Source organism: Corallococcus macrosporus (assembly GCF_017302985.1).
Classification (GTDB): domain Bacteria; phylum Myxococcota; class Myxococcia; order Myxococcales; family Myxococcaceae; genus Corallococcus; species Corallococcus macrosporus_A.
Genome location: NZ_JAFIMU010000007.1, coordinates 3220929 through 3245846, shown reverse-complemented (window position 1 = coordinate 3245846; position 24918 = coordinate 3220929). Strand labels below are relative to the sequence as shown.

Genomic DNA, 24918 nt, shown 5'->3' with positions numbered 1-24918 from the left:
CGGGGGGGCTCGCGACAGTCGGATGCCAGACACGTTAAGGTGCGTGCCCTCTTCCGGGATGGCCGCGTTGGGGCGGGCCCGGTGCTGGAGCGTTCCTTTATGTCGTCCCGGTCCTTCCGAGCGTTCGCGTCGCTCGTCCTCGTCACGTCCGTCGTCGCATTGGCCGCCTGCGGTTCCTCCGATGACCCGACGTCCGAGGGTCCGGTGCTGCCCCAGGTGACGCTGCCGGGGGCCACGGTGGGCGCGGCCTTCGAGAAGGTGCTGACGGCGACGGGCGGCACGCCGCCGCTGACGTATTCGGTGGACCAGCTGCCGCCGGGCTTCTCCTTCTACGGGGACTCCGGGCGGCTGGTGGGGCCCGCGACGGAGCCCGGCGAGTGGACGCTGAAGGTGGGCGTGCGCGACGCGAAGGGCGCCCAGCACACGCGCAGCTATGCGCTGCGCGCGTGGCCGGCGCCGGTCATCTCCACGGCGTCGCCGCTGCCGGCCGCCACCGAGGGCAGCGCCTATACCTTCACGTTCAGCAGCACGGGTGGAGCGCCGCCGTTGACCTGGTCGCAGGTGGGCGGGGCGATTCCGGACGGCCTGACGCTGACGGAGGACGGGGTGCTGATGGGCACGCCCTGGGTCCCGGCGCTGTTCGAGCTCACGGTGCGGGTGACGGACGCCAACGGCGCCCACGTGGACGCGGTCATCCAGGTGCCCGTGCGCACGTCGTCCGGTCAGTTGCCCGACGGCGGCCCGGTGACGGACGGCGGCACGAAGACGGACGGCGGCACGCAGCCGACGGACGGCGGCACGCAGCCGACGGTGGGCCTGAAGGTGGGCAACTGGAACATCGAGTGGTTCGGCTCCACGGCCGAGGGCCCCACCGACGAGGCGCTGCAGCTGTCGAACGCGACGGCCGTCATCGCGGACGCGGGGCCGGACGTGCTGGGCGTGGCGGAGATCGTCGGCGTGGACGCGTTCAACTCGCTGAAGGCGGGACTGCCCGGCTACGACGGCCTGCTCGCCAGCGGGGGCTCCACGACGCAGAAGCTGGGCCTGCTCTACAAGACGGACGCGGTGCAGGTGGTGAGCTCGAACGTCGTGCTGACGGAGTGCGCGCTGGACTTCGCCTACCGGCCGCCCCTGCGCGTGGACCTGAAGGTGATCCGCGGCGGCGCGAAGGTGGACCTGACGGTGATGGTGCTGCACATGAAGGCGTACGCGGACGCGGAGTCGTACGCGCGGCGCCAGGGCGCGGCGTCGTGCCTGAAGGACTACCTGGACAACTCCCTGCCGACGCAGAACGTGATGGTGCTGGGTGACTGGAACGACGACGTGGACGCGTCCATCTACACGACGAACCCGTCGCCCTACGCGAACCTGGTGAGCGACCCCGCGCGGTACAAGTTCCTCACCCAGCCGCTGTCGGAGTCCGGTGTGGGCTCGACGACGAGCAACAGCCAGTTCATCGACCACCAGCTGGTGACGAACGAGCTGGCGGCCTACTACGTGCCGAACACCACGAAGGTGCTCAAGCCCTCCATCGTCAGCTACAAGAGCACCACGTCGGACCACTACCCCGTCTTCAGCCAGTTCAACTTCGGCGCGGCGTCGCAGGCGGGCAGCGTGAAGGTCACGGCGCCCAACGGCGGTGAGACGCTGCAGGCGGGCAAGACGTTCAGCATCACCTGGACGTCCAGCGGCGTGACGCAGGTGAACCTCACGTACACGCTGGACGGGACGGTGTGGCGCACGGTGGCGTCGAACGTGGCGGCGTCCAGCGGGCGCTACACGTGGACGGTGCCGAACGAGTCCTCCACGACCGCGCGGGTGCGGGTGGCGGACGCGGCGCGCGCGGACGTGGCGGACGTGAGCGACGGGGTGTTCACGATGACGCGGCCGACGCAGACGGTGTTCATCAACGAGTACCTGCCGCAGCCCTTCCCGCCGGTGTCGGGCGGGACGACGCCGGACTACGACCAGCAGTTCGTGGAGATCTACAACGAGGGGACGACGGCGGTGGACCTGAGCGGCTGGAAGATCCACGACGCGAAGTCGTACTCGGGCGCGGAGGCGGCGCGGCACACGTTCGCGCCGGGCACGGTGCTGCCGGCGGGCAAGGCCTACGTGGTGTACTCGGGGGCGTCCGCGGTGCCGCCGGGGGCGCAGTACGCGACGTACGCGAACAACAACGGCTACGGGCTGCGGTTCGACCGGGGCCTCAACCAGAGCGGCGCGGGCGACGCGGTGTACCTGGTGCGCGCGGACGGCACGCTGCAGGACAGCCACTCGTACATGACGCCCGGCGTGGAGGTGTACCAGGGCTACTCGTTCAACCGTTCGCCGGACGCGAGCGGCACGGGGAGCTGGGCCTACTGCGCCAACCTGTTCTCCTACTACTCGACCCCGGGCTACCGCGCGGACTTCTCCTCGTTCTGAGCGGTCCGCGGTGACATGACTTCCACCCGGGGTTCTGATTGGGTGGAAGGATGCATGCCTGGATTCGGCTGGGGAGGGGCGCCACGGCCGTGGCCCTGTGCCTGTGGCTCGCGGCCTGTGGAGCGACCCGCGCGGCGGTGACTTCCCCCTCGCAGGAGGAGCTGCCACACCAGGTGCTGCTCCTGCGGGAGGCTCCGGATGGGAGCTTCACCCAGGAGTGGCGGCCGGCAGAGGACTTCGACCTCGCCCGCTACGTGAAGGCGCCCGAGGGCCGGCGCATCGTGCGGACCGCGCGCTCCGTGCGGGACTGTGACGCGGAGCACCTGGAGTGCATGCAGGAATGCCTTAGCCGACCACTGCCCAAGGATTACGAGCACTACAGGACCCCACGTGGGAAGGGAGGCCTCGAGGATTATTGCAACAACCGATGTCTGCGGCCCTACATGGACTGCATCGAACTTGAAAAGCTTCGGCCACAGGAACTCTCTTCCACGGAAGCTGTCTCTGACTGGGCTCGAAGGAATCAACGAGCCATCGCGGTAGGAAGCGCCGTGGTGATTGCCGGGGTCGTCTTCGTCGTTGTATCGGCGGGAGCGGGCCTCATCGTCCTCGCTCCAGTGGTGTTGCTGACGCAGATGTCCGCTACTCCGGAATCCTTCGTGGAGAGCACGCTTTGATGCGCTTCATCGACGAGCTGGAGATCATTGGCAGACTCTTCTCCGAAAGCACCTCCGACAAGGACAAGGAGGGCCTTCGCTTCGCGTCAGATGCCATCCGGTTCATCCTCAACACCGGGCAGACAGAGGAATTCGAGTCGTACATCCAAAGCCTCAATGCCTTCGCGCCTCCGCTGATCATCGCCCGTTTCAAGACCCGAGCCGAGGCAGAGGCAGGTATGAACGCGCGAGTGCCTCCTGTACGGCAGGCGCATGTGCTGATTGGAGACGACTACTACTCCGCCATGTTCGTTCCAGCCACGGGGCGAACCCACCTGGTCTTCATGCCCCCCATCCTGGAGCATTACCTCCAGGAGGTGGCGGACCAGAGGCCCACGCCTTCGGGCCTGTCCTTCGCCACGAAGGCGGAGGCGGAGGCGTGGATGAACCAGCAGCCCACGCCGCCCCAGCAGGTGGTCATCGACATCGCGGGGGCGCCGTATCTGGCGGCCTATCACCACCGCATCGACTACCGCGTCCTCTATCCCCTGCCCTCCCCCACGCCTCCTTCGCCGGAGACGTGAGGGCCTCGGCGGTGTGGACTACAGCCGGAACTGCACGCGCACGCCCGGCTGGATCCAGACGTGGATCTGCTTCTCGTCGCTGGAGAGGTCGTCGCTGATCTCCGCGGCATTGCCCAGACGGACCGTGCCCTTGTTGTACTGCCCCACGGACGCGGAGATGTAGGGCCCCACCGCGATGGAGCGGGTGAGCTGGAGGTCCACGCCGAAGTGGGCGTGGCCCAGGTCATAGCCCTCGAGCTTGAACCAGGAGCTCCCCGCCCCTTCGCCCACTTCCAGCGAGCCGATCTCATAGCCCACCCCCACGCCCACCCACGGCGAGACGAAGCCTTCCGGCCGGAAGTGGTAGTCCAGGTCGATGCCGAAGCGCAGGACCTTGCTCGTGCAGTTCGCGCCGTCCGTGCACTCGTCACCGGGACCGGAGCCGAAGCCGTACTGGAAATAGGCCCCCAGCGAGAGCCGCCGGTTGAAGAAGTAGGAGACGTCCACCTGCGGCGCCACGGTGCTGCCGAACGTGTCCTTCAGCGAGAGGTCCGTGCCGGAGTCGCCCACGGGAATGCCGAAGGCGCCGCGCACACCCAGCGCGAGCCCGGAGTTCTTGGGCTCCTGCGCCGCGGCCGGCAGGGCGCCCAGGCAGGTGGTCAGGGCCAACGATGCGATGAAGTGTCGAGCAGTCATGTCGTCCAGGGAGCAGGGCCGTCAGGTGACGGCGGTGGGAGTTGACGGCGTCCCCCACTGCAAGCCCGCGGCCAGGGGTCCCTGATGCGGGCGCCCTGGCTTCGAGGGGCGCGGGGCGCGGGAATGGCCCTGAAGCGCGACAGGAATGTCAGCCTTTCGGTGCGGGCCACGGCAGGGTACCCCGTGCGAGAGTGCCGGCCCAAGCCATGTCCTCCCTGCTGACCGAAGACTCCGACGTCGTCCGCTGGTTGCGCGCCGAACTCCAGGCCCGTGGGCTGACCCGCATCGAGCTGTCCGCGTCCTTGAAGCACCAGGGGACGCTCCATGACGACACGCTGCTCTTCACGGCGCCGGATGGAGCGCTGACGTTCGGCTCGCTGCCGGAGGCGCCTCGCGCCCAGGTGAAGGGACTGATGCAGCGGTATCACGCGTCGGCGCCCGGGTTGGGGGACGTCGCGCTGTCCGTCGTCTGCGAGGCCTTGGGTCCACCGCGCATCCGGTGGATGGATGAAGCCCAGCGGCAGCACGACGCCAGGGAGCAGGCCCGGTCGGAGGCCCACTTCGATTCACGGCGCTACGGACGCGCGCTGGCGCAGCGGGTGGCGGAGATGCTGGACGCGGGAGCGGACCTGTCCCTCACCGTGGATCCGCGCGAAGGCGTGTCCCGCGCGCTGTGGCGGTCCGGGGACGGCTCGTACGCGCGGGGCCTCCGGTACATCCAGGGGGACTCCCGAGCGCAGCAGACCTTCGCCTCCAGGGACGACTTCATCCGCTGGCTGGCGGAGCAGAGCGACGAGTCCCTGGCGAAGCTGGAGCATCCGGACGACCCGCGCATGTGGGGACTCGGCACGTTCAACCGCGCGTACTTCGCCCGGAAGACGGGCCGGCGGTCGTAGCGGAGAATTCAGCGTCGCGACGCACATCCCTGCGTGTCACCCCTATCTGTTAGGTTTGAAGGATGGAGGTGACCCGTGATGTCGCTGTCCACTTCGGTCATTCCCCTGGTGCTGACGGTCCTGATGGGCACCTCGGCGGTGGCGCAGTCCCCGACTCCTGTCATGAGAGAGCGCAAGGCCCGACAGCTCACGCTGCGCGCGGAGGAGCCTCCGGCGCTGCTTCCGCTGCGGGTCGCCGCCCATGAGGTGACCACCGTCACCTTCGATGCGCCCATCGTTCCGGAGTCCGTGGACCGGAGCGTGCTCGCGCCCTTCTTCTCCCGCGTGGCGGTGCATGAGGACGTGCTTGTCCTCAAGGCGTCCATGGACATCCCCGCCGGGAAGGAGCCCGTGCTCACCGTGCGCTTCGCGGGACCGGGTGCTCCGGCACAGGTGGGGTTCGTGCTCACGACCGTGGCGGCGGAGGTGGACTCCCAGGTGGAGGTGTTCCGGCAGGGGCGCACCGCGCAGGATTTGGGGAAGGAGCTCGCGGACCTGCGGGCCCGGTGCGCTGTCACGGAAGCAGGACTCGCGACGCTGCGGGCGCAGTGCGCGCTGCGTGGACTGGGTGGCGCGGTGTTGATGGGGGATGTCACCCGTGAAGGTGTCGCGGTGGATTATCTCCGAGACCCTTCCGCGAGCATGGGCATGACCGCCGAGGGCCCCCACGTGAGCTATCGCTCGGGAGCCACGCGGGTCCTGGCCACAACGCTGGTCAACTCCGATGGCACCCATTCATGGGTGCCGGGCTTTGCTCGCGTGACAGCTCATGCCCCCAGCGGGCCTGTGATGCCAGCTCGCGAATATCCCCTGCTCATGCAGGAGACACAGGTAGCGCCCGGAAGCCGAGCCACCGTGATGGTGGAGTGGCTTGTCCCTAAGGACATGCCACTCGACGTGCGATTCAACCTGGAGCTGTTCGACTCGAAGGGAGAGCGCGGCATCCGCTGGGAGCAGGTGGCCCCATGAGCACGCATGACGTCCTTCCGGAAAGGCCTTCCTCGACAAAGCCCGTGCGGAAGAGGCTCGACCCTTCCCTTCCCCATGTGATGTCCGTGGACGCGCTTTCCGCTGGCACGTGCATCGGTCCATGGGAGGTCCTGCGACGATTGGCGGCGGGTGGCTACGGCACCGTCTATGCCGTTCGCAGGAGGGACCGCCCACGCAGCCGGCAATATGCGTTGAAGCTCGCACGCCACCTCGACAGCCCCTGGTTCTTCCGCGAGGCGGAAGTCCTGTCCCGCTTGCGGCACCCGGCCGTGCCCCGGCTGGTTGCCAGGGGCTCGTGGCGGCCCGGCGCCGGGGCCTACCCGTTCCTGGTGATGACGTACGTGGACGGTGAGTCGCTCTACGCGTGGTCCCAGGCCCGGAATCCTTCGGCTCGGGAGGTAGGCGCCTTGCTGCTCCAGGCGGCGGAAGTGCTGGCCTTCGCGCATGGGCGCGGCGTCCTGCACCGGGACTTCAAGGGCGACAACCTTCGGATCCAACCAGGAGGACGGCTCACGCTCCTGGACTGGGGCGCGGGCTGGCATCCCGAGGTCCTTCCGCTGACCGGGACGGGCCAGCTTCCTCCCGGCACCGCGCACTACTACAGCCCGCAGCTCCACCTGCGGCGGATGGCAGCGCCTTCCGCGCAGGGCCCCAAGCACCCCAGCCACTCCGTGGCGGATGAACTGTACGCCGTGGGCGTCACCTTCTACCGGCTGCTGACCGAGACCTACCCGGTCTCCGCATGGAACGCGCAGGTGCTGCGTGGTGCCCACGGGCATGCGCCCGATTCGCCCTCAACACTCAATCCCCACGTGCCGGAGGACCTGGCGTCACTCATCACCCGACTGCTTGCCTTCGCCCCCGAGTGGCGGCCCGCGAGCGCCACGGCCCTGGCCTCCGAGCTGAGACACCTCTTGAGCCGCGCGGATGAGACCTGGGACCTGCCCTTGTTTGATTGGGCTCGCTCCCCCTCGCCCCAATCCCGCACGACCCAGGATGCGCCCGGCATGGAGGGCCCGGTGGCGCCGGGTCAGGAGGTGCCGCTCCAGCACGCACGCCTCCAGCGAGTGGACCGGCTCCGGCGGCTCCGAGACGCTCGCGAACTGCGTCGTCGTGTGCCAGCGCATGTGGCCCGGATGGAAGCGAAGGCCATCGTCGCCGCGACCCCGGCACGGCGTGGGCAGGCACGGTGGGCCATCTTCCGCCATGTGATGGTCAAGGCGGTCGCCGTGATGATCACGGCGGGGCTGCTCTGGGGACTGGGGGTTATGCAGGCACCTGATGCCGGCGAATCCCCGACCGCCGCGTCACCGGCCATGGCGCCGCCGTCCGGGCCCGACCAAGCTGCCGCGCCCGGAGCGGCCCCTCCCTTCCCCGCGCCGCCTCCGCTGGAGAAGGAAGCCATGACCCTTCCGCAGAAGCAGGACCGCTCGCCTCGCGCCCGCTCACTCGCCCGGACGTGCACGCTGGCCGTCGGAGCGGCGTCCACCCTGGTCGCTTGCGCGGGCACGCCACTGAAGCCTGCGCCTCAACGCTGTCCCCAGGACGCCCTGGACGCAATGAAGACACTGGGATTGAGGAGGGATGGGAAGGCGGGCATCACCGTCGACATCCGCTATCCCTTCCGCCCGGATGCCACCAAGGTCACGGTGGGCGACGGTGACATCGTCAGCCTCCAGAAGGAGGACTATGGACGGCTTCCCCAAGGCACCCTGCTCTACGGACGGCTGTGGACGGGCGGCGAGCGGGTGGTGGGCCACTACACCCGGGCCGAGACACCTGATGGCCGTGTCTACCCGGTCTGCTTCATCCTCGGGAACCCCGAGGGCTGGTGGAAGGAAGAAGGCTCCAAACCCGGCGCGGCCATCATCAGCAGGAGCGCTGGTTACACCGTGGTGGACGCGTTCCCGTAGCGGTCCTCACCGTGGGTCGCGCAGCAGCCTCGTCAGCGCGATGTAGAGCTCCAGTGCGTGGAGGTACCACAGCAGCAGGACCGCGCTGCCCAGCACGAGCCCCCCGAGCGCCAGCGCGGCACGGGGCCGTGCCTCCCGGACCACGAGCCGGAGCCCCCATGCACCACAGAAGACGGCGAGCGGCGCGAACAGGGGGGTGATCAGCGCGGCCAGGCCGTAGCGCCAGGCATGGTGCGCCATGGGGTTGTCCTGCTGCCGTGCCCGGTAGCGCTCCAGCGCCGGACGTGGGACGTCCCGCTGGAAGAAGAGCTGGTTGCGCGCGCTGCGGTGCGCGAAGAGCGCGAGTCCGGTGAAGAAGAGGCCCCCCATCAACAGCAGGGGCCTCGCGTCCTCGCTCCCCTTCATCCAGCCGATGACCGTCAGCACGGCCGGCGTGACGAGCAGCGCTTGGCGCGCCCAGGGCCTGCCCAGGTAGGAGCCCGCGGCCACGCCCGTCACCGCCAGGAGCACCGCCGAGAGCGGGACGATCCAGGCGTTGTCCGGCCTCGCCAGGGCACCCAGGATCCACGCCGCCGCGATGACGTCCACGGCCGCGACCAGCAGCGCCACCGCTTCCGCCCAGCCGTCGCGCTTCCCCAGGTGGGTGAGGCGGTAGAGTTCCAACGCATCCGTCGCTGGAGGACGGGAGGCGTGCGCCTCGCCGTCATTGGGCGGAAGGTCCGGGGCGATGACGTCCACAGGCTCGGGAGGCGGTCCTACCGGCGCCCCCTGGACATGGTGCCATTTCAGACGGCTGAGGCTGTACGTGGGAAATGACACGCCAGAACGAGGGGCAGGCTCCTCGCCGTCATCTTGCGGAAGCTCGGGGGGAGTCACGGCCCGGGACATAATCCCAGCACCCTACGGCCAGACGCCGGGCCCCTGCGATAGGGCCCGGCGTGAGTGGAACTCCCACCCTCCCCGGTCCACAACAACCCGGGGGCTCCGGCTCAATAAAACGCGCGCCGTGCGTGTGGGGACGACCCGATTTCCAGGGTCATTTCGTATCTCATTTCCAGAAGGGGCCCGGCCGGGCGCCTCCATGACACGGAGCCATCCCGCGTGTTGCCAGGAACCGAGCGGTCAGTCTTGGAGGCCTTCCGCCGGGGTGACACCGCCGTGCTCACCCAGGTCTACCGCACCTATTCACCCGAAGTGCTCCGCTACCTGTCCCGGCGCTTCTCCGTGCACTCGGAGACGGGCATGCGCTCCGTCGCGCTCACGCCCCTGGACCTGGACGCCGCGCACCAGGAGACGTTCGTCCGGGCCTTCCGGCCCCACATGCGCCAGGCGTACGACGGCGTGCGCCCCTACCTCGGCTTCCTGCTCACCGTCGCCCGCTCCACCGCCATTGATTTGATGCGCGCCTCCGGCCGCGTGGCCCGCGAGGCCATCCCGCTGGATGACGCGCCGGAGCTCGTGCACGCCCCCACCGAGGGCAAGAGCCCGGAGGAAGAGGCCCTGGGCGCCGAGGTCCGCTCCATCGTGCGCCGCTTCCTGGAGGCCCTGCCCGCGGAAGGGCGCGCCCTGGCGCAGCTGAGGTTCATGGACGGCCTGTCGCAGGAGTCCGCCGCGGACCAGCTGAAGCTCACCCGCGGAGAGGTGCGGGTGCGCGAGCGCCGCCTGCGGTTGCAGTTCACCGAACACCTGAAGGACTCGGGCTGGTTGGACAGTGACGTCGTCCCGGGGAGCCTGCAGCTGGGCGCCCTGCTGGCCACCCTGGCCCTGCTGTGCGCCATCCCATTCGGGAGCATCCCATGAAGTGGTACGAACGACATGTGGACGCGGGACTGACGCGCTGGTCCCTGGGGGAGCTGTCCGCCCCCGAATCCTCGCGGCTGCTGCGCCACGCCCACGCCTGTGCCCGCTGCGGCACCCGCTACGACAAGTGGGCCCGCGCCCACCGCGTCTTCGAGTCCGGCCAGACGGACACGCCCACCTCCACGGAGCTGGAGACGCTCACCGCCGCCGGGCTGGAGGCCGCGCTCGGCGCCGCCGCCCCCGCGGACGCCGCCCCCGCGCGGTGGCCCACGCTGGCGGTGCTCGGCGCCACGCTCGCCGCCCTCTTCCTGGCCGTGGTGGTGACGCCCGGGTCCGTCGGCCCCACCGCAGCCACCGAGCCCGGTGAACCCGAGTGGAGCCCGCGGGGGGCCGTGCATGACCCCACCCCGCCCACCGCGCCGCTGGCCCAGCCCGTCCTGCGCGTCTTCTGCGCGGCGCCGGGCCAGTCCCTGCGCGAGCTGCGCACCGGCACGGCATGCACCCCGGGCGCCACGCTCGCGTTCGCGGCGGGGGCCCGTCCGCCCTACACCCACGTCGCGGTGCGCGTGCGCGCCGGCGGCCACGAGGAGGTCAACGGTCCCTTCGCGCTCAGTGGAAAGGCGGGTGAGGAACGCCCCCTGGAGCTGACGGTCGCGCTGCCCACGGGCTCCGATATGGCGGAAGTCACCGCCACGTTCTCCGAGCACCCGGACGCCACCCTGGCGGCCCTGCGCGGCGGGACGACGGAGGGGGTGGTGGTGCTCAGGCAGGAGGTCCGGGTAAAGGATTCTCCATGAAGAAGCTGGAAGTGCTCCTGGGAGCGGCCCTGCTCGTCGCGGCTCCGGAGGCATTCGCGGACACCGTCCGGCGCGCGCTCGTCATCGCCCACAACGGCAGTGACGACCCGGCGCTCGCCCCGCTGCGCTACGCGGACGACGACGGCGTGCTGTGGGCGGAGACGCTCAAGCGGCTGGGCGTGGAGACCACGCTGCTGGTGGATCCGGACGAGGCCACGCGCAAGGGCGGCAGCCTGGTGCTGAAGTCCGCGCGGGCGCCCACGCGCGCCGCGGTGGAGCAGGCGGTGAAGCACCTGCAGGCGGCGGCGCTCGCGGACCACGCGGCGGGCCGCCAGACGGACGTGCTCATCGTCTACGTGGGCCACGGCAACACGGACGACGCGGGCCGCGCCTACTTCACGCTCGCCGACGCGCGCCTGGACCGGACCAGCCTCTATTCAGAGCTCGTGGATCCGCTGGGCGCGGACTACGTGCACGTCATCGCGGATGCGTGCCGCGCCTCCGGCGTGGTGGGCAGCCGCGGCGGCACGCCCGACGCGGCGGTGCTGGCGGAGCTGCGCGGGGTGCTCGCGCGCGAGCAACTGGCGTCGCGCCCGCACGTGGGCGCCCTCTTCGCGGAGAGCGAGGACGGGGAGACGCACGAGTGGTCCCGCATCCGCGCGGGCGTCTTCAGCCACGTGGCGCGCTCGGGTCTGCTGGGCGGCGCGGACATCAACGGCGACGGGCAGGTGGAGTACAGCGAGCTGGCCGCGTTCGTGGCCGCCTCGCTGCACGGCGTGAAGGGCATGCCCGCGCGCCTGTCCGTCAACGCCTTCGCGCCCACGGCCGAGCCCCGCCGTCCGCTGGTGGGCCCGGCCCCGGAAGGCCCCTCCGTCACCTTCCCCGCGGGCTTCGAGTACGCGCGCCTCTCCGTGGAGGACGCGGACGGCCAGCGGCTGGTGGACGTGCGCCGCTCGCAGCAGCAGTGGACGCAGATCCTGCTGCCGCCGCGCGACGTGTACTGGGTGCGCGCGCCGAACGCGGAGGCGCGCGTGACGCTGGCGCAGCTGTCCTCCGGCACGGTGGAGCTGCGCCCGCGCGAGTTGCAGGAGCGCGGTCCCGCGGAGGAGGCGCTGCGCCGGGGCCTGTTCGCCGTGCCGCTGGACCGGTCCTTCTACGACGAGTACGTCGCCGCCGTGGGGCTGGTGCCGGTGGACTTCAGCAGCCCCTTCCAGCCGTCCGTCATCGGCGGGGCGCGCTCGCCGCTGGCCGTGGCGGCGCCGTCCGACTGGACGTCGAAGCTGGAGCTGGGCCTGGGCGCGGGGCGCTCGCCGCTGGGGCTGGCGAAGTTCGCCACCGGGCCCAGCCTGTCGTGGCGCACGCCGTCGTCCTCGCTGGACCTGCTCTACTACGGCGTGCGCGGGGCGTACGGCGTGACGCCGCTGGCGACGCGCGACGGCATCCGGCTGCATCGCTTCACGGTGGAGGGCCTGCTGGGCTTGCAGGCCCCGGCGCGCACGCCGCTGTTCGCGGAGGTGGGGGTGGGTTGGGGGCTGTTGGGCCTCACGGCGCCGGGCTTCCGTCAGGCGGACCCCGCGCTGCTCACCGGCCACGTGGCCGCGGGCGTGATGGGTCGGCTCGCGGGCATGAACCTGCGGTTGTCCGCCCAGGTGGGCATGGACCGCGTCACGGCCAACGGCCAGACGGGCATGGATCCGCAGTACGGCCTGGAAATCTCCCTGCGGCGCTAGCGGGCACGGGCCGCCCGGGCCCGGCCGTGTCCGCGTGCGGTGCGCTGCTGTCGCGCCCGCGAGCGCCAACCTCGAGCCCTGACGGTCCTCCCGTGTCCCGTTCCTTCCTCGCGCACACCGCGCTGTCGAGCGCCGCCGTGGCCACGCTGCTCCTGACCGGCTGCGACCCCATCTGCACGGATGGAGTCTCCAGACCGGGGCAGGGCCACGTGACCCGGAGCGCCTCCGGCACCTGCGTGCAGCTGGTGGTGACCCACCCCGACGCGGGAGCGGAAGGCCCCGACGCCGGCACGGACGCGGGCACGGGTGGAGACCTGTGCGGGAGCACCGAGCACGGCTGGACGACGCAGGTCGTGGAGGAGAGCATCGACACGCTCATCTCCGCGTTCGTCTTCGACGCGAAGGGAGTGGGCCACTACGCCTTTTCGAAGGACGCCCACCTCCACGTGGGCACCACGCGGCCGGGCGACGTGCCCACGCGGGTGGACAGCGTGTGGACCTTCTTCGACGTGAACCTGGCGGTGGGCGCGGACGGCACGCACCACGTGCTGTTCCAGTACGTCAACGACACCAGCTACGCGACCGACCTGGGGGGGACCTGGACGACGCGCTACCTGTCCCCAGGCTGGGCCCGGGCCATCGCGCTGGATGCGCAGGACCGGCCCCACGTGCTCATCGCCCGGCTCGCACCCAAGGGGGGCTACCTGCTGGGCACCGTGTCCGCCACGGGCGCGTGGACCCTGACGCCGCTGGATGAGCTGGGGCTCGATGGCGACCGCGAGCGGATGGCCGTGGACGCGAACGGCCACGTGCACATCGTGTTCGCGCGCCTCTCCGGCGGCACGCCCAAGCTCGTGTACGCGAGCAACGCGTCGGGAGCGTGGGTCTCCGAGCCGCTGGAGCAGGAGCTTCCCCTGGGCTCGCCGCGCTTGCGCGTCGCGCTGGAGGTGGACGCGGCCGGACGGCCGTCCCTGCTGGGCTCCGACGACGCAGGGGCGTGGCTCTTGACGAAGGAGGACAGCGGCTGGAAGTCGTATCCCCTGGGCGCCTACCGGAGCCGGGGGCCCGCGCTGGCGAGGAGCGCCACCTTCCCGGACCTCCGCCACGCGCTGCTGGACGACGCGGACGTGGACGCGAACGTGAACGGGAGCACCAGCCAGCTGGTGGTGCGGACGCTCCACGGCACGTCCCCCGTCGGCACGACGCCGCCGCTCGTCCTGGAGACGCGGGATGGGGGGAATGCGTTGCCCGGCCCCTCCGCGGTCCACGTGGATGACCAGGACCGGATCCAGGTGGGCTTCACCTACGTGCACTACGACTACCCGTCGGACGGCGGTCCGGCCGTGATGACGCGCGGCATGCGCTACGCGCGCTACTGCCCGTGAGGTCCGCGCGGGAAGCGAGCGGTTGCGGGGTACGGAAGCCGGCGCCTACAGTCGCCGCGCCTTGAGCGAGTCCGTCCCCTCCCTGAGTCCCCCGCCCCCTGCCGCCTCCTCCCACCGGGCCCTCACCGTGGCGCGAGCGCTGGCGGTGCTCGGCGGGCTGGGCTGGTTCCTGTGGCTGGGCGGCGGGCCGGTGCTGCCGCCCACGCACATCGACTGGATGATGCGCGAGGACTGGGCCGCGCACATCTTCGGCTGGCTCTTCTTCCGCAACGCGGACTGGACGCTGCCGCTGGGCTCGGCGCCCAACCACTTCTACCCGTACGGCTCGTCGGTGGCGCTCACGGACGGCAACCCGTGGCTGGCGCTGCTGTTCAAGCCGCTCTCGCCGCTGCTGCCCGTGGACTTCCAGTACACGGGGCCGTGGCTGGCCCTGTGCTACGCGCTGATAGGCTACTTCGGCGCGCGGCTGGTGGAGACGGTGTCCCCGCGTCCGGTGCCCGTGGTGCTGGGCGGCGCGCTGCTGGCGCTGTCGCCGGTGATGGCGGCGCGCTTCAGCCACCCCACGCTGTGCGCGCACTGGCTGCTGCTGGCCCTGCTGTGGCTCAACCTGCGCGACCTGCCGGACGCGCGCGCCGCGACGCGGAGCCTGGGCCTGGCGGCCCTCTTCAACGCCATCGCGTCGGGCACCCACCCGTACTGGGTGGCCATGCTGATGCCGCTGACGCTGACGCTCGGGGTGCGCATCGGCTGGAGCCGGAAACTCGGCCCCGGACGCGTCGCGGCGGCGGTCGCGGGCATCGCGCTGCTGGACGTCGTGCTGTTCGCCCTCTTCGGCTACTTCGGCGGCAGCGGGCTGGGCGCGGAGGGCTTCGGCGAGTTCTCCGCGGACCTGGCCACGCTGGTGAACCCGATGGGCTGGTCGCGCCTGTTGCCGGACCTGCCCGCCGGGCCCCGGCAGGGCGAGGGCTTCGGCTACCTGGGCGCGGGAGCGCTGCTGCTCATCGCGCTGGCCTTCGCCAGCCTCCTGGTGCGCCTGCGTGAGGCGCGCACGCTGGACTGGCGCCGGGTGCTGCCCGCGTCCGTCGTGGTGCTGCTCATGGCCGTGTACGCGCTGTCGTCGCGCGTGACGTGGCTGGGCCATCCGGTGGCGGAGCTGGACGCGCTGTACGCGCCGCTGACGAAGATGACGAACGCGTTCCGCGCGTCCGGCCGCTTCGTCTGGCCGCTGCACTACCTGCTCGTCGTGGGCGCGGTGCTGTTGGTGGCGCGCCTGTGGCGCGACGTGCCCGCCGTGGCTGTGGCCGCGCTGGCGGCGGTGCTGGCGGTCCAGGCGTACGACGTGCGCGAGGCGAAGAGCGCCCTCTTCAAGCCCGTGCGCTTCCAGCGTCTGAAGTCCGCGGACTGGGACGCGCTGAAGGGCGCCTATCAACACCTGGCCCTCTTCCCACCGCATGTGCAGTGGGTGTGCCGCTACGACGAGCCGCTGGTGAACGCGCTGGCGTATCAGGCGTACCGGCTGAAGCTCACGTTCAACAGCGGCTACGCATCCCGCACGCCGGAAGCGCTGACGGCCGAGTGCCACGCGCCACTGCCTCCCGGTGGCCTGGACGCGAGCACCGCGTACGTGGTGCTGCCAGAGCACCTGCGTCCCTTCCTCGACGCCGGTGCGCGCTGCGGCGCGGTGGAGGGCCTGCCGGTGTGCGTGGTCGCGGGCAACACGGATGCGTTCGCGCAGGGGCTCGCGCGTCAGCCCATTCGTTGACACGAAACAGCACTGAAAATCCATTCAGTCCTGCTCCGCTCCACTGTTACCTTGCAGGTAGCCCTGGTCTGCCGCCGGGGCCGCGACTTGCGAGGGGAGCGACGATGCCTGCGATGACGAAGCACGCTGCGGGGACGGTGTCCTGGGTGGACCTGATGGCCTGGGACCTGCCGAAGGCCCTGGACTTCTACGGGGCGCTGTTCGGCTGGACGTTCCAGGAGGGCTCGAAGGAGAACGGCTACTACACCATGGCCTTCAAGGGGGCCGCCCCGGTGGCGGCGCTCATGCCGCGCCCCAGCGACGCGCCCTTCCCTCCCATCTGGAACACCTACTTCGCCGTGGAGAGCGTGGACCGCTCCGTCGCCCGCCTGAAGGAACTGGGCGGCAAGGTGATGATGGAGCCCATGGACGTCATGGACGCGGGGCGCATGGCTTTCTGTACGGACAACACCGGCGCGCCCTTCGGCTTCTGGCAGCCCAATCAGTTCAACGGCTCGGGGCTGGTGGCCGAGCCCGGCGCCATGGCCTGGCACGAGGGCAAGACGCACGACGGCGCCAAGGCCGTGGCCTTCTACAAGGACCTCTTCGGCATGACGGCGGACAAGATGCCGGATGTGCGGATGCAGTACTGGGTCCTGAAGAAGGACGGCCAGGAGACGGCGGGCGTGATGCAACTGGATGACAAGACGTCCGCCAACGTGCCGGCCCACTGGATGGTCACCTTCGCCGTGGCCAACACCGACGAGGCCGTGGTCACCGTCGCCGCCAAGGGCGGCAAGGTCCTCATGCCGCCGTTCGACTCGCCCTACGGCCGCATCGCCATCGTCGAGGACCCGGGCGGCGCGGGCTTCGGCATCATCTCCGCGACGAAGCCCGCGTAGTTGTCACGTGAGGGCCGCCATCGCTGCGGCCATCACCTGCTTCACCGGCACCCCGGCCGCGCGGGCCAGCCGGACGCAGTCGTCGAACTCCGGGTGCGCGTTGAGCACCCGGCCGTCGCGCAGGCCGCGCTTCACGCGGACCTTGCCCCACGGCGTCTCCACCTCCACGAAGTCGCGCTCCAGCGCGTGGCGCTCCACCCGGTGGTAGCGCACGCCCAGCGACGTGGACTCGCTCAGGAGCGCGTCCACCACCGCCTCGCGCAGACCGCCCTCCACCAGCGCGCCCAGGAGGTGCGCCGGCCGGCCCTTCTTCATCACCACCGGGGCCACCCACGCGTCCTTCGCGCCCACCTCCAGCAGCCGCTCCACCAGGTGCGCCAGCAACTGCGGCGTGGCGTCATCCAGGTTCGCCTCCACCACCCACAGCCCTTCGGTGGCCTGCGTCTCCACGCGGCCCAGCGACGCGCGCAGCACGTTGGGCCGGTCGCGGAAGTCCTTCGTCCCCACGCCGTAGCCGACCTTCTCCACGATGAAGTCCGGCGGGTGGCCAATCTTCGTCAGCACCTTGAGCAGCGCCGCGCCCGTGGGCGTCGTCAATTCGCCCACGCCCTCGAAGCGCACGGGCACGTCGCGCAGCAACTCCAGCGTCGCGGGCACGGGGATGGGCATCTGGCCGTGCGCCACGCGGATGGTGCCGCTGCCCAGGGGTGGCGGCGCGGCGTGCACCTCCGGGTCGCCCAGGAGCTCCAGCACCACGGCGGCGCCGCAGATGTCCACGATGGAGTCCACCGCGCCCACTTCGTGGAAGTGGATGGCGTCGATGGACACGCCGTGCACCTTCGCCTCGGCCTCGCCGATGGCGCGGAACACCGCCAGGGCCCGCGCCTTCGCGCGCTCCGGCAGCGTGGGCGCGGACTCAATCAACTGACGGATGTCCGCGTAGGCGCGGTGCGGGTGCGCTTCCTTCGCGTCCAGCACCACGTCCAGGTGCGTGCCGCTGATGGCGTGGCGCACCGCGCGCGACACCGCCAGCTTCCAGCCCGGCACGTTGAGTCCGGACAGGGCCTGCGTCAGCGCGTCCGGGGACACGCCCAGGTCGATGCCCGCCGCCAGGAACATGTCCCCGGCGATGCCGCCCACGGGCTCCAGGTAGAGGATGCGTCGCATGGCGCGCTAGCTCCGGCCCTTCGTGCGGGAGATGAGCGCCGCGTAGAAGCCACCGCCAAACCCGTTGTCGATGTTCATCGTCGCCACGTTGGAGGCGCACGAGTTCACCATCGAGAGCAGCGCGGAGATGCCCCCGAGGTTCGCGCCGTAGCCCACCGACGTGGGCACCGCCACCACCGGGATGCCGACCAGGCCGCCCAGCGCGCTCGCCAGCGCTCCCTCCATGCCCGCCACCGCCACGGCGACGTGGCACTCTTGAATCTCCTCACGCCGGCGCAGGAGCCGGTGGATGCCCGCCACGCCCACGTCGTAGACGCGGCGCACCTCCGCGCCCATGGCCTCCGCGGTGAGCGCGGCCTCCTCCGCCACGGGCAGGTCGCTGGTGCCGCCCGTCACGACGGCCACCCGGCCCGCCTTCACCTTGCGCTGGGGCAGGTGGAAGATGCGCGCCACCGGGTGGTACTGGCCCTTGGGGAAGCGCGCGACGAGGGCCTCCGCCTTCTCCGGCTGGAGCCGCGTCACCAGCACCGTCTGCTTGCGCTCCACGAGCACGCTCACGATGCCGAGGATCTGCTCCACCGTCTTGGGCTCGCCCAACACGACTTCCGGGAAGCCGAACCGGAGGTTGCGGTGCGTGTCCACCGTCGCGTAGCCCAGCTCCGCGTACGGCAGGTCCTTCAGCTTGCCCACCGCGTCGTCCAGGCTGACCTTGCCCGTCTTCACCTGGCCCAGCAGGGCCCTGAGCGCCTTCTCGTCCATGGCGTCCGTCTACCCCAGCCGCCCCCGGTCCTCCAGGCGGACGACAGGCGGCGGACTACAGGCCCAGCCGGGACAACAGCGCCTGGGCGCTCCCGCGCTCCAGGACCAGCAGCATCTGGCCGCCCACGTTCGTGGGGCCCGTGGCCGAGAAGCGCGCCGCCAGCACCACGCCCGGCCCCGGCTCCACGTCGCCCAGCACGCCCGCCAGCACCGGCCGCACGGGCCCGCGCTGGAGGTGCGGCACCGAGGGCAGCAACCGCCACCCCGTCAGCCGCCCGATGGCGGACAGGCACGCGCTGGCGAGGATGTTGGCGGCCTCCGCCAGGGCGCTCTCGCGCTCCTCGGGGGACGCGGGGTGGCCTCGCACGAGCGCGGACACCAGCGCCTCCGCGTCCACGGACGGCAGCGTGAGCACCAGCGCGCCGCGCAGCTCGCCCGTCATGCCCAGGCGCACGGCGACGGCCGGGGCGTCGTCCACGAAGAGGGCCGGGCCCTGGGTGGCGTCCGTGATGCGCACGTCGGGGACGGAGAGGTCCACGCGGCCGCCCACCAGCCGGGCCAGGGCGTTGGCGCCGTGTCCGCAGCCGATGTTGGCCACCTCGCGCAGGGCGTCGAGCTGCGCGTCACTGGGCAGGGGGGGGCTCACGCGGTCAGTAACCTCGGGACGTCCAGGATGAACACGGGACGGCCGCTGCCCAGGATGGTCACGCCGGACAATCCCGGCAGCAAGTCCAGGGGGCGGGACAAGGGTTTGAGCACGACTTCCTCCTGCCCCAGGAGGCGATCCACCGCCAGCGCCACCTTGCCGGTGCCGGCGTCGCCCTCCATCACCACGAAGGGCCGGTAGCCCGGCTTCGGCGCCGCGGGCACGCCCAGCAGCACCTCCAGGGCGTGCACCGGCAACAGGCCGTTGCCGTGGGGCAAGAGCGCCGTCTCCCGGCTCTTGCTCAGGGCCTGCGGATCCGCCTCCGTGGCGCCCACCACCTTGGCGATGGGCAGGCCGAACACCTCTTCGCCCACCTCCACCAGCAGCAGGTGCACCACGGCGACGGTGAGCGGCAGGCGCAGCGTGAAGACGGTGCCCCGGCCGCGCTCGCTGTCGATTTCGAGCGTGCCGCCCACGCTCTCCACCACGCGCTTCACCGCGTCCATGCCCACGCCGCGGCCGGAGATGTCGGTGATGTCCTTGGCGGTGGAGACGCCCGGCAGGCATGACAGGAGGAAGGCGTCGCGGTCCGCCATGCGCTGGGCGGCGTCCTCGGTGATGAGCCCGCGCTTGAGGGCCGCGGCCTTGAGCTTCGCGGGGTCCATGCCCCGGCCGTCGTCCTCGATGTCGATGATGACGCGGTCGCGCGCACGGCGCACCGTGACGGTGACCCGGCCGCGCGCGGACTTCTTCGCGGCCAGCCGATCCTCGGGTGACTCCAGGCCGTGGTCGATGCAGTTGCGCAACAGGTGCAGCAGCGGGTCCGCCAGCTCATCGAGGATGGCGCGGTCGAGCTCGATTTCGGCGCCGGTGATGACCAGCTCCACCTCGCGCTCCTTGCGGCGGGCGAGGTCGCGCGCGGCGCGGGGCAGCCGGTCCGTGATGAGCGACAGCGGCGTCATGCGCGCGCTCATGACCTTGTCGTGCAGGTCCTTCACCAGCGTGTGCAGCCGGTAGACGCCCTCCTCCAGCGCGGGGCGCGTGTTCTCCGGCAGCACCTTGCCCACTTCACGCAGGCGCGCGGTGGCGAGCATCAGCTCGCCCACCGTGTCGAGGAAGTAGTCGAGCAGCTCCGTGCGCACGCGCACCGTGCGCGAGCCCGCGTCCGCGCTGGCGCCCCTCGCTGCGTCGGATGCGGGCGCGGCGACGGGGAGCGGGGGCGGCTCGGGGACGGAGGGGGTGACGGAGACGACCTCCACCTCGGCCACGTTGCGCAGGGCCGTCTGGATGCCGGCCTCGCCCACGCCGGTCTCCACGTCCACCTGGATGTAGCCGTCGGGGATGCGGCCCGCCTTGAGTTCCTCCAGCGGCGGCCGCAGGTCCACGAGCGTGCCCAGGGTGGACAGCCGCTTGTGCACGAGGAACGCGCGCACGCCGGGCACCTGGCAGGTGGGGGAGATGCGCAGCCGCACGGACCAGCGGGGCGCGGCGGGCTTGCCGTCCGCCACGTTGGCGACGACCTTGAGGCCCGTGGCGAGCGCCGCCACGGAAGCGGCGGGGTCGCCCTCCGGCACGGCCGCCAGGGACCGCGCGATGGGGGCGCCGTAGAGGGAATCCGGGCCGCTCAGGTCGCGCGGCGGCATCAGGGTGGCCGGCGGCATCACCGTCACGGGGGAGGACGCCGTCACGGCGACCGCGCCCGCTCCGGCTCCTGCTCCGGACGTCCCGTTGCTCCCGGAGGACCCCTGCTCCGTGGCCTCCGTGACCTCGGCGCGTGGAGCCTCCGCAGCCGACGCCGCGCTGCCTGGATTCCCGGCTCCCGGCGCGGGCCCGGCGGAACCTCCCGGCGTCCCGGAACCCGAGGCGCCCGAGGGCCCCTCGCCGCCTCCCGAGCCCTCTCCGTCGTCTCCGGGCGTCGGGGGCTTGAGCGCGGTGACCTGGGCCACGCGGGTGGCGGCCGGGGCATGCCCGGTGAGCGTCTCCACACGGGAGCCCAGCTGCTTGAGCAGCCCCTCGGCCTGCTCCGGCTCGCGGTTGGACGCGACGGCGCGCACCTGGGCGGTGAGCGTGTCCGCGGCGTTGAGCAGCAGGTCCACCAGGTCCCGGTCCAGGAGCTTGCGGTCCTGCCGCACCGCGTCCACCAGGTCCTCCACCCGGTGCGCCAGCATCGCGATGGGCTCGAAGCCCATGGACGACGCCATGCCCTTCACCGAGTGGGCGTGCCGGAACATCGAGTCCACGGTGCTGGCGGTGGCCTCGCGCTCCAGCGCCACGAGGTCCCGCCCGAGCGCCTCCAGGTGCTCGGTGGCCTCCGAGATGAAGAGGCCCAGGTACCGGGACATGTCCATCGTCATGAGCCGGCACCTCCTTCAAGGCGGACCAGGGCCGCGTCCCGGGCGGGCGCGGCCCCCTTTCCCGCCGCTTCAGGCCTCGCCCAGCACCTTCTTGACGACCGCCAGCACGTCCTCCGCCCGGAACGGCTTGACGATGAAGTCCGAGGCACCCGCCTCGATGGCCTCCATCACCAGGCTCTCCTGCCCGAGCGCCGAGCACATGATGACGACCGCGCTGCTGTCGGCCTTGATGATTTCCCGCGTCGCTTCGATGCCGCTCTTGAAGGGCATCACGATGTCCATCGTCGTGAGGTCCGGCTTCAACTCCTTGAACTTCTCCACGGCCTCCAGGCCGTTGGCCGCCTCACCGACGACCTCGAACCCTCCAGACGCAAAGATGTCCTTGATCATGTTGCGCATGAAGATGGCGTCGTCGACGACCAGCACCCGCTTAGCCATGTGAAGAACTCCGCCTCCGTTTCAGGCCTAGAGGGAGCGCACCCTATCACCGGCCGTTTCCAGGGGGCTACTCACTTGGAGGGAGTGAACAAGGCAACGACCGCCGCATCAAGTCCTTCCGGATCCAGCACGGTCACTCCCAGACCGCCCAGGCGGGCAACGCCGCGAACCGCGGGCATGACCTTGCCCGGGGCCGCGCTCACGCGCTCCACCGCCTCGATGCCGTCCACGTCCGTCACCAGGAGGCCCAAATCCCTCCGACCCCGGTCCAGTAGCACGACCCGGCACAGGGGCGTGGGACCTTCTGGCAGGTGCAGGAGCTGCCGCAGCTCCACCACCGTCACCACCCGGCCGCGCAGGTTCATCACCCCGGTGATGGCGGGCGGGGCGCGGGGCACCCGCGTGTAGCGCTCCGGGGGCACGACGACCTCCCGGACGGCCGACAAGGGCAACCCGTAGCGTTCCTTCTCGACCCGGAAGATGACGTGCCGCACGGTGAAGGCCCTCGGGCCCGGGGGCTCAGGGCCCCAGGCGGAAGCTGCGCACCACGCTCTGCAGCTCCACGGAGAGGTTGGTCAGCTCGCTCGCCAGCGACGTCATCCGCGACACCGCGGCCGTCTGCTCCTGGATGACGGCCTGGATGGCCTCCGTGGAGCTGGCGTTGTTCTTCGCCACGAGCTTGATCTCCTCGATGGCCTTGACCATCTCCTCGCTGCCCTTCATCTGCTCGCGGGTGCTGTCGGAGATGAGCGTCACCTTCTCCGCGCCCTTGCGCGCGGTGTCGGTGATGGCCCCCATGGAGCGCATGATGTCGGTGAGGTCCTCACGGCCCTCCGCCAGCTCCGCGATGCCTTCCTTCATGGCGCTCACGACGGAGGTGGACTGGCCGGAGATGTCGCGCGCCAGGCGGGAAATCTGCTCCGCGGAGCGGCCCGCGCTCTCCGCCAGCTTGCGCACCTCATCCGCCACCACCGCGAAGCCGCGGCCGTACTCGCCCGCGCGCGCCGCTTCGATGGTGGCGTTGAGGGCCAGGAGGTTCGTCTGCTGCGCCACCTGGGTGATGGCGTCGACGATCTTGGAGATCTCCTGCGTCTTCTCGCCGAAGGCGAACACCTGCTGGCTGGCGGACTCGATGCGGTTGAAGACCTTCTTCACCTTGTCGCCCGCGAGCCGCGCCGCCTTGGAGCCGTCCTCCGCGCTGCTGCTGGTCTCCGCGGACGTGCGGGCCGCGTCCAGGGCGCTGGCCGCCGTGCGCTGGATGCTGCCGGCCATCTCCGTGATGACCTTGGAGGCCTGGGACACCAGCTGGGACTGGGTCTCCGCGCCGCTGGCGATCTTCTCCATGGACGAGCCCACTTCCTCCGTGGACCCGTTGACGTTCTCCGCGCTGCGCTGCAGGTCGATGGCGGTGTCCGCCACGCTCTTGGCGGTGTCTTGAATCTTGCCCACCAGCTCGCGCAGGTTCTCCTGCATGCGGGAGATGGCGCCCGTCAGCTCGTCGATTTCGTCGCGGGTGCTGTGCACCTCCGCGGCCACGGGCTTGGACAGGTCACCCTGCGAAATCTCGAAGGCGGACCGGCTGAGCACCTTCACGCGGGTGACGCGCGCCAGCAGGGACGGCAGGTACGCCGCGCCGCCGAAGGTGAGGAGCACGCCCACGCCCACGCGGATGATGAAGGCCCAGCGGCCCCAGGACGCGTCGAAGAGGCTCTCCGTGCAGAGCAGCCACGTGCCCAGCAGCAGGCCCAGGAGGATGTAGCCGGTGGTGATCTTCCGGTGCAGGGACTGCTCGCGGACCACCTTGGGGCCCTCGACGGCGCGCAGCAGTCGCTGCACCGGCTCGCGTCGGGGGGTGAGGCCAGAGGAGGGGTCGTCGCGAAGGGGGCGGCGCACGGAGTGCTTTCAGCGGGAGGGGCGGAAAACAGCCCAGGGGTTTAGCCTTGCTGTCTGGTACGGGTCAATCATCCGGCTGGATCTGCCTGCCTGACCGGGCGAAGTGATCGTATCCCCCGGGCGGGGTCAGAAGGCGCCCCCCCGTGCCACGAATCCGCCACGTCCGCTCCCGGGTGAGCGCGCCAATGCGCGTCACCGCCTGCCCGGCGCGGGCGCACGCCCGCTCGAACGCCTGCATGCGTGAAGGTGGGACGGCGAGCAGCAGCTCGTAGTCCTCCCCTCCCCGCAGGGCACCCTCCGGGCCCAGCGCCGCGCGCACGCCAGGGGACAGGGGCAGCCGCTCCAGCTCCAGCTCCGCGCCCACCCGGGACGCGGCGCACAGGTGGCCCAGGTCCTGGGCCAGTCCGTCCGACACGTCCATGCCCGCGGAGGCGAAGCGCGCGGCGAGCCGGCCCAGGGCGATGCGGGGCTCCGGGCGGCGCTGCCGCTTCACGGCCGGGCCCCGGCGGACCCCGGCCTGGAGCTGCTGGAGGCCCAGGCGCGCGTCGCCCAGCGTGCCGGAGACGTAGAGCGCGTCCCCGGGCCGGCCGCCCGCGCGGGTGAGGGGCGGCCGGGACAGCTCGCCGGTGACGGTGAGGGTGACGGACAGCTCGCGCGCGGAGGTGAAGTTGCCGCCCACGAGCATGATGCGGTGCTCCCTCGCGAGCGCGGCCATGCCCCGGCCCAGCGCGGACAGCTCGCGGACGGGGAAGTCCCGGGGCAGCGCGAGCGCGCACACGAACCAGCGAGGCACGGCGCCCATGGCGGCCAGGTCCGACAGGTTCACCGCGAGCGCCTTGTGGCCGATGTCGGCCGCGGAGAACGTCGCGCGGGTGAAGTGCACGTCCTCCACCACGGCGTCGGTGGTGACGCACAGCGCGCCCTTCATGGGGGCGAGCACGGCGCAATCATCCCCCGGCCCCACCGGCACCCGCGCGCGTGGGAAGCAGGCGAGGAAGCGTTGGATGAGGTCGAACTCGCCGGGCATGGGGGCGACAGAGACCATGCCGCCGCCCGGTGATGCAATGCTGACCAGCGAACCGCCGGGCGTCAGCGGGCCCCATCGCGTTGACGGTGTCGGACCACC

At 71.2% G+C, this 24918-nt stretch carries 22 protein-coding genes; 12 read left to right on the top strand and 10 right to left on the bottom strand.

The features are described 5' to 3' along the window. Positions 1-99 precede the first annotated feature (99 nt). The 3 genes from JYK02_RS39890 (at position 100) to JYK02_RS25930 (ending at position 3667) form a co-directional block, all read left to right on the top strand. On the top strand, positions 100-2427 hold the full coding sequence (locus tag JYK02_RS39890; RefSeq protein ID WP_242588897.1) for a lamin tail domain-containing protein: 2328 nt from the start codon (positions 100-102) through the stop codon (positions 2425-2427). Positions 2428-2600: 173 nt separating this feature from the next. Further along, positions 2601-3104, top strand: coding sequence for a hypothetical protein (locus JYK02_RS25935; protein ID WP_347402578.1), 504 nt, complete (start codon positions 2601-2603; stop codon positions 3102-3104). Further along, positions 3104-3667, top strand: a complete 564-nt coding sequence (locus JYK02_RS25930) for a head protein (protein WP_207054858.1) — start codon at positions 3104-3106, stop codon at positions 3665-3667. The genes JYK02_RS25935 and JYK02_RS25930 overlap by 1 nt, the downstream gene beginning before the upstream one ends. 18 nt (positions 3668-3685) lie before the next feature. On the opposite strand, the gene JYK02_RS25925 is transcribed toward JYK02_RS25930, so the two are convergent. Further along, complete coding sequence (locus JYK02_RS25925; protein ID WP_207054857.1) at positions 3686-4342, bottom strand: outer membrane beta-barrel protein; 657 nt, start codon at positions 4340-4342, stop codon at positions 3686-3688. A 206-nt stretch (positions 4343-4548) separates the two neighbouring features. Here JYK02_RS25925 and JYK02_RS25920 point away from each other — a divergent pair, with 206 nt between their 5' ends. From JYK02_RS25920 to JYK02_RS25910, 3 genes are all read left to right on the top strand, one after another. Next, a complete protein-coding gene (locus tag JYK02_RS25920; protein WP_207054856.1) occupies positions 4549-5238 on the top strand; it encodes a hypothetical protein in 690 nt (229 codons plus the stop codon). Between the two features lie 78 nt (positions 5239-5316). Next, complete coding sequence (locus JYK02_RS25915; protein ID WP_207054855.1) at positions 5317-6246, top strand: DUF2381 family protein; 930 nt, start codon at positions 5317-5319, stop codon at positions 6244-6246. Continuing rightward, on the top strand, positions 6243-8180 hold the full coding sequence (locus tag JYK02_RS25910) for a serine/threonine protein kinase (RefSeq protein ID WP_347402577.1): 1938 nt from the start codon (positions 6243-6245) through the stop codon (positions 8178-8180). Before JYK02_RS25915 ends, JYK02_RS25910 begins: the two co-directional genes overlap by 4 nt. A 6-nt stretch (positions 8181-8186) precedes the next feature. On the opposite strand, the gene JYK02_RS25905 is transcribed toward JYK02_RS25910, so the two are convergent. Continuing rightward, a complete protein-coding gene (locus tag JYK02_RS25905) occupies positions 8187-8918 on the bottom strand; it encodes a hypothetical protein (RefSeq protein WP_207054853.1) in 732 nt (243 codons plus the stop codon). A gap of 390 nt (positions 8919-9308) precedes the next feature. Here JYK02_RS25905 and JYK02_RS25900 point away from each other — a divergent pair, with 390 nt between their 5' ends. From JYK02_RS25900 to JYK02_RS25875, 6 genes are all read left to right on the top strand, one after another. Next, positions 9309-9980, top strand: a complete 672-nt coding sequence (locus JYK02_RS25900) for an RNA polymerase sigma factor (RefSeq protein ID WP_242588896.1) — start codon at positions 9309-9311, stop codon at positions 9978-9980. Continuing rightward, positions 9977-10777 carry a hypothetical protein gene (locus tag JYK02_RS25895; RefSeq protein WP_207054849.1) on the top strand — a complete coding sequence of 267 codons (801 nt, stop codon included), beginning with the start codon at positions 9977-9979 and terminating at the stop codon, positions 10775-10777. The genes JYK02_RS25900 and JYK02_RS25895 overlap by 4 nt, the downstream gene beginning before the upstream one ends. Further along, positions 10774-12507 carry a caspase family protein gene (locus tag JYK02_RS25890; RefSeq protein ID WP_207054847.1) on the top strand — a complete coding sequence of 578 codons (1734 nt, stop codon included), beginning with the start codon at positions 10774-10776 and terminating at the stop codon, positions 12505-12507. Before JYK02_RS25895 ends, JYK02_RS25890 begins: the two co-directional genes overlap by 4 nt. 92 nt (positions 12508-12599) lie before the next feature. Continuing rightward, positions 12600-13892 (top strand): hypothetical protein, encoded by a 1293-nt coding sequence (locus tag JYK02_RS25885; protein ID WP_207054845.1) that lies wholly within the window; start codon positions 12600-12602, stop codon positions 13890-13892. A 61-nt stretch (positions 13893-13953) separates the two neighbouring features. Further along, a complete protein-coding gene (locus tag JYK02_RS25880; protein ID WP_242588895.1) occupies positions 13954-15654 on the top strand; it encodes a DUF6311 domain-containing protein in 1701 nt (566 codons plus the stop codon). 113 nt (positions 15655-15767) lie between these two features. Further along, the gene (locus JYK02_RS25875) at positions 15768-16535 is read left to right on the top strand and encodes a VOC family protein (RefSeq protein ID WP_207054841.1); all 768 of its coding nucleotides are present in this window, start codon (positions 15768-15770) and stop codon (positions 16533-16535) included. Between the two features lie 3 nt (positions 16536-16538). Here the strand turns inward: JYK02_RS25875 and larC are convergent, their stop codons facing one another. From larC to thiL, 8 genes are all read right to left on the bottom strand, one after another. Continuing rightward, complete coding sequence (larC, locus tag JYK02_RS25870) at positions 16539-17702, bottom strand: nickel pincer cofactor biosynthesis protein LarC (protein WP_207054839.1); 1164 nt, start codon at positions 17700-17702, stop codon at positions 16539-16541. A 6-nt stretch (positions 17703-17708) separates the two neighbouring features. Then, positions 17709-18461, bottom strand: a complete 753-nt coding sequence (larB, locus tag JYK02_RS25865; protein ID WP_207054837.1) for a nickel pincer cofactor biosynthesis protein LarB — start codon at positions 18459-18461, stop codon at positions 17709-17711. A 55-nt stretch (positions 18462-18516) separates the two neighbouring features. Beyond that, entirely contained in the window at positions 18517-19107 is a 591-nt protein-coding gene (locus tag JYK02_RS25860; protein ID WP_207054835.1) for a chemotaxis protein CheC, read from the bottom strand. After that, on the bottom strand, positions 19104-21461 hold the full coding sequence (locus tag JYK02_RS25855) for a chemotaxis protein CheA (RefSeq protein ID WP_207054833.1): 2358 nt from the start codon (positions 21459-21461) through the stop codon (positions 19104-19106). The genes JYK02_RS25860 and JYK02_RS25855 overlap by 4 nt, the downstream gene beginning before the upstream one ends. A gap of 69 nt (positions 21462-21530) precedes the next feature. Then, positions 21531-21899, bottom strand: a complete 369-nt coding sequence (locus JYK02_RS25850) for a response regulator (RefSeq protein WP_014400067.1) — start codon at positions 21897-21899, stop codon at positions 21531-21533. Positions 21900-21970: 71 nt separating this feature from the next. Further along, entirely contained in the window at positions 21971-22393 is a 423-nt protein-coding gene (locus JYK02_RS25845; protein WP_120524690.1) for a chemotaxis protein CheW, read from the bottom strand. Positions 22394-22418: 25 nt separating this feature from the next. Beyond that, positions 22419-23792, bottom strand: coding sequence for a methyl-accepting chemotaxis protein (locus JYK02_RS25840; RefSeq protein WP_120524691.1), 1374 nt, complete (start codon positions 23790-23792; stop codon positions 22419-22421). A gap of 64 nt (positions 23793-23856) precedes the next feature. Continuing rightward, a complete protein-coding gene (gene thiL, locus JYK02_RS25835; protein WP_207055333.1) occupies positions 23857-24819 on the bottom strand; it encodes a thiamine-phosphate kinase in 963 nt (320 codons plus the stop codon). Positions 24820-24918: the final 99 nt, after the last annotated feature.

Excerpts from the sequence above, each read along its gene's own strand:
- JYK02_RS39890 (WP_242588897.1), top strand. The coding sequence starts at position 100 with ATGTCGTCCCGGTCCTTCCGAGCGTTCGCGTCGCTCGTCCTCGTCACG.
- JYK02_RS25930 (WP_207054858.1), top strand. The coding sequence starts at position 3,104 with ATGCGCTTCATCGACGAGCTGGAGATCATTGGCAGACTCTTCTCCGAA.
- JYK02_RS25925 (WP_207054857.1), bottom strand. The coding sequence starts at position 4,342 with ATGACTGCTCGACACTTCATCGCATCGTTGGCCCTGACCACCTGCCTG.
- JYK02_RS25920 (WP_207054856.1), top strand. The coding sequence starts at position 4,549 with ATGTCCTCCCTGCTGACCGAAGACTCCGACGTCGTCCGCTGGTTGCGC.
- JYK02_RS25915 (WP_207054855.1), top strand. The coding sequence starts at position 5,317 with ATGTCGCTGTCCACTTCGGTCATTCCCCTGGTGCTGACGGTCCTGATG.
- JYK02_RS25910 (WP_347402577.1), top strand. The coding sequence starts at position 6,243 with ATGAGCACGCATGACGTCCTTCCGGAAAGGCCTTCCTCGACAAAGCCC.
- JYK02_RS25895 (WP_207054849.1), top strand. The coding sequence starts at position 9,977 with ATGAAGTGGTACGAACGACATGTGGACGCGGGACTGACGCGCTGGTCC.
- JYK02_RS25890 (WP_207054847.1), top strand. The coding sequence starts at position 10,774 with ATGAAGAAGCTGGAAGTGCTCCTGGGAGCGGCCCTGCTCGTCGCGGCT.
- JYK02_RS25875 (WP_207054841.1), top strand. The coding sequence starts at position 15,768 with ATGACGAAGCACGCTGCGGGGACGGTGTCCTGGGTGGACCTGATGGCC.
- larC (WP_207054839.1), bottom strand. The coding sequence starts at position 17,702 with ATGCGACGCATCCTCTACCTGGAGCCCGTGGGCGGCATCGCCGGGGAC.
- larB (WP_207054837.1), bottom strand. The coding sequence starts at position 18,461 with ATGGACGAGAAGGCGCTCAGGGCCCTGCTGGGCCAGGTGAAGACGGGC.
- JYK02_RS25855 (WP_207054833.1), bottom strand. The coding sequence starts at position 21,461 with ATGACGATGGACATGTCCCGGTACCTGGGCCTCTTCATCTCGGAGGCC.
- JYK02_RS25850 (WP_014400067.1), bottom strand. The coding sequence starts at position 21,899 with ATGGCTAAGCGGGTGCTGGTCGTCGACGACGCCATCTTCATGCGCAAC.
- thiL (WP_207055333.1), bottom strand. The coding sequence starts at position 24,819 with ATGCCCGGCGAGTTCGACCTCATCCAACGCTTCCTCGCCTGCTTCCCA.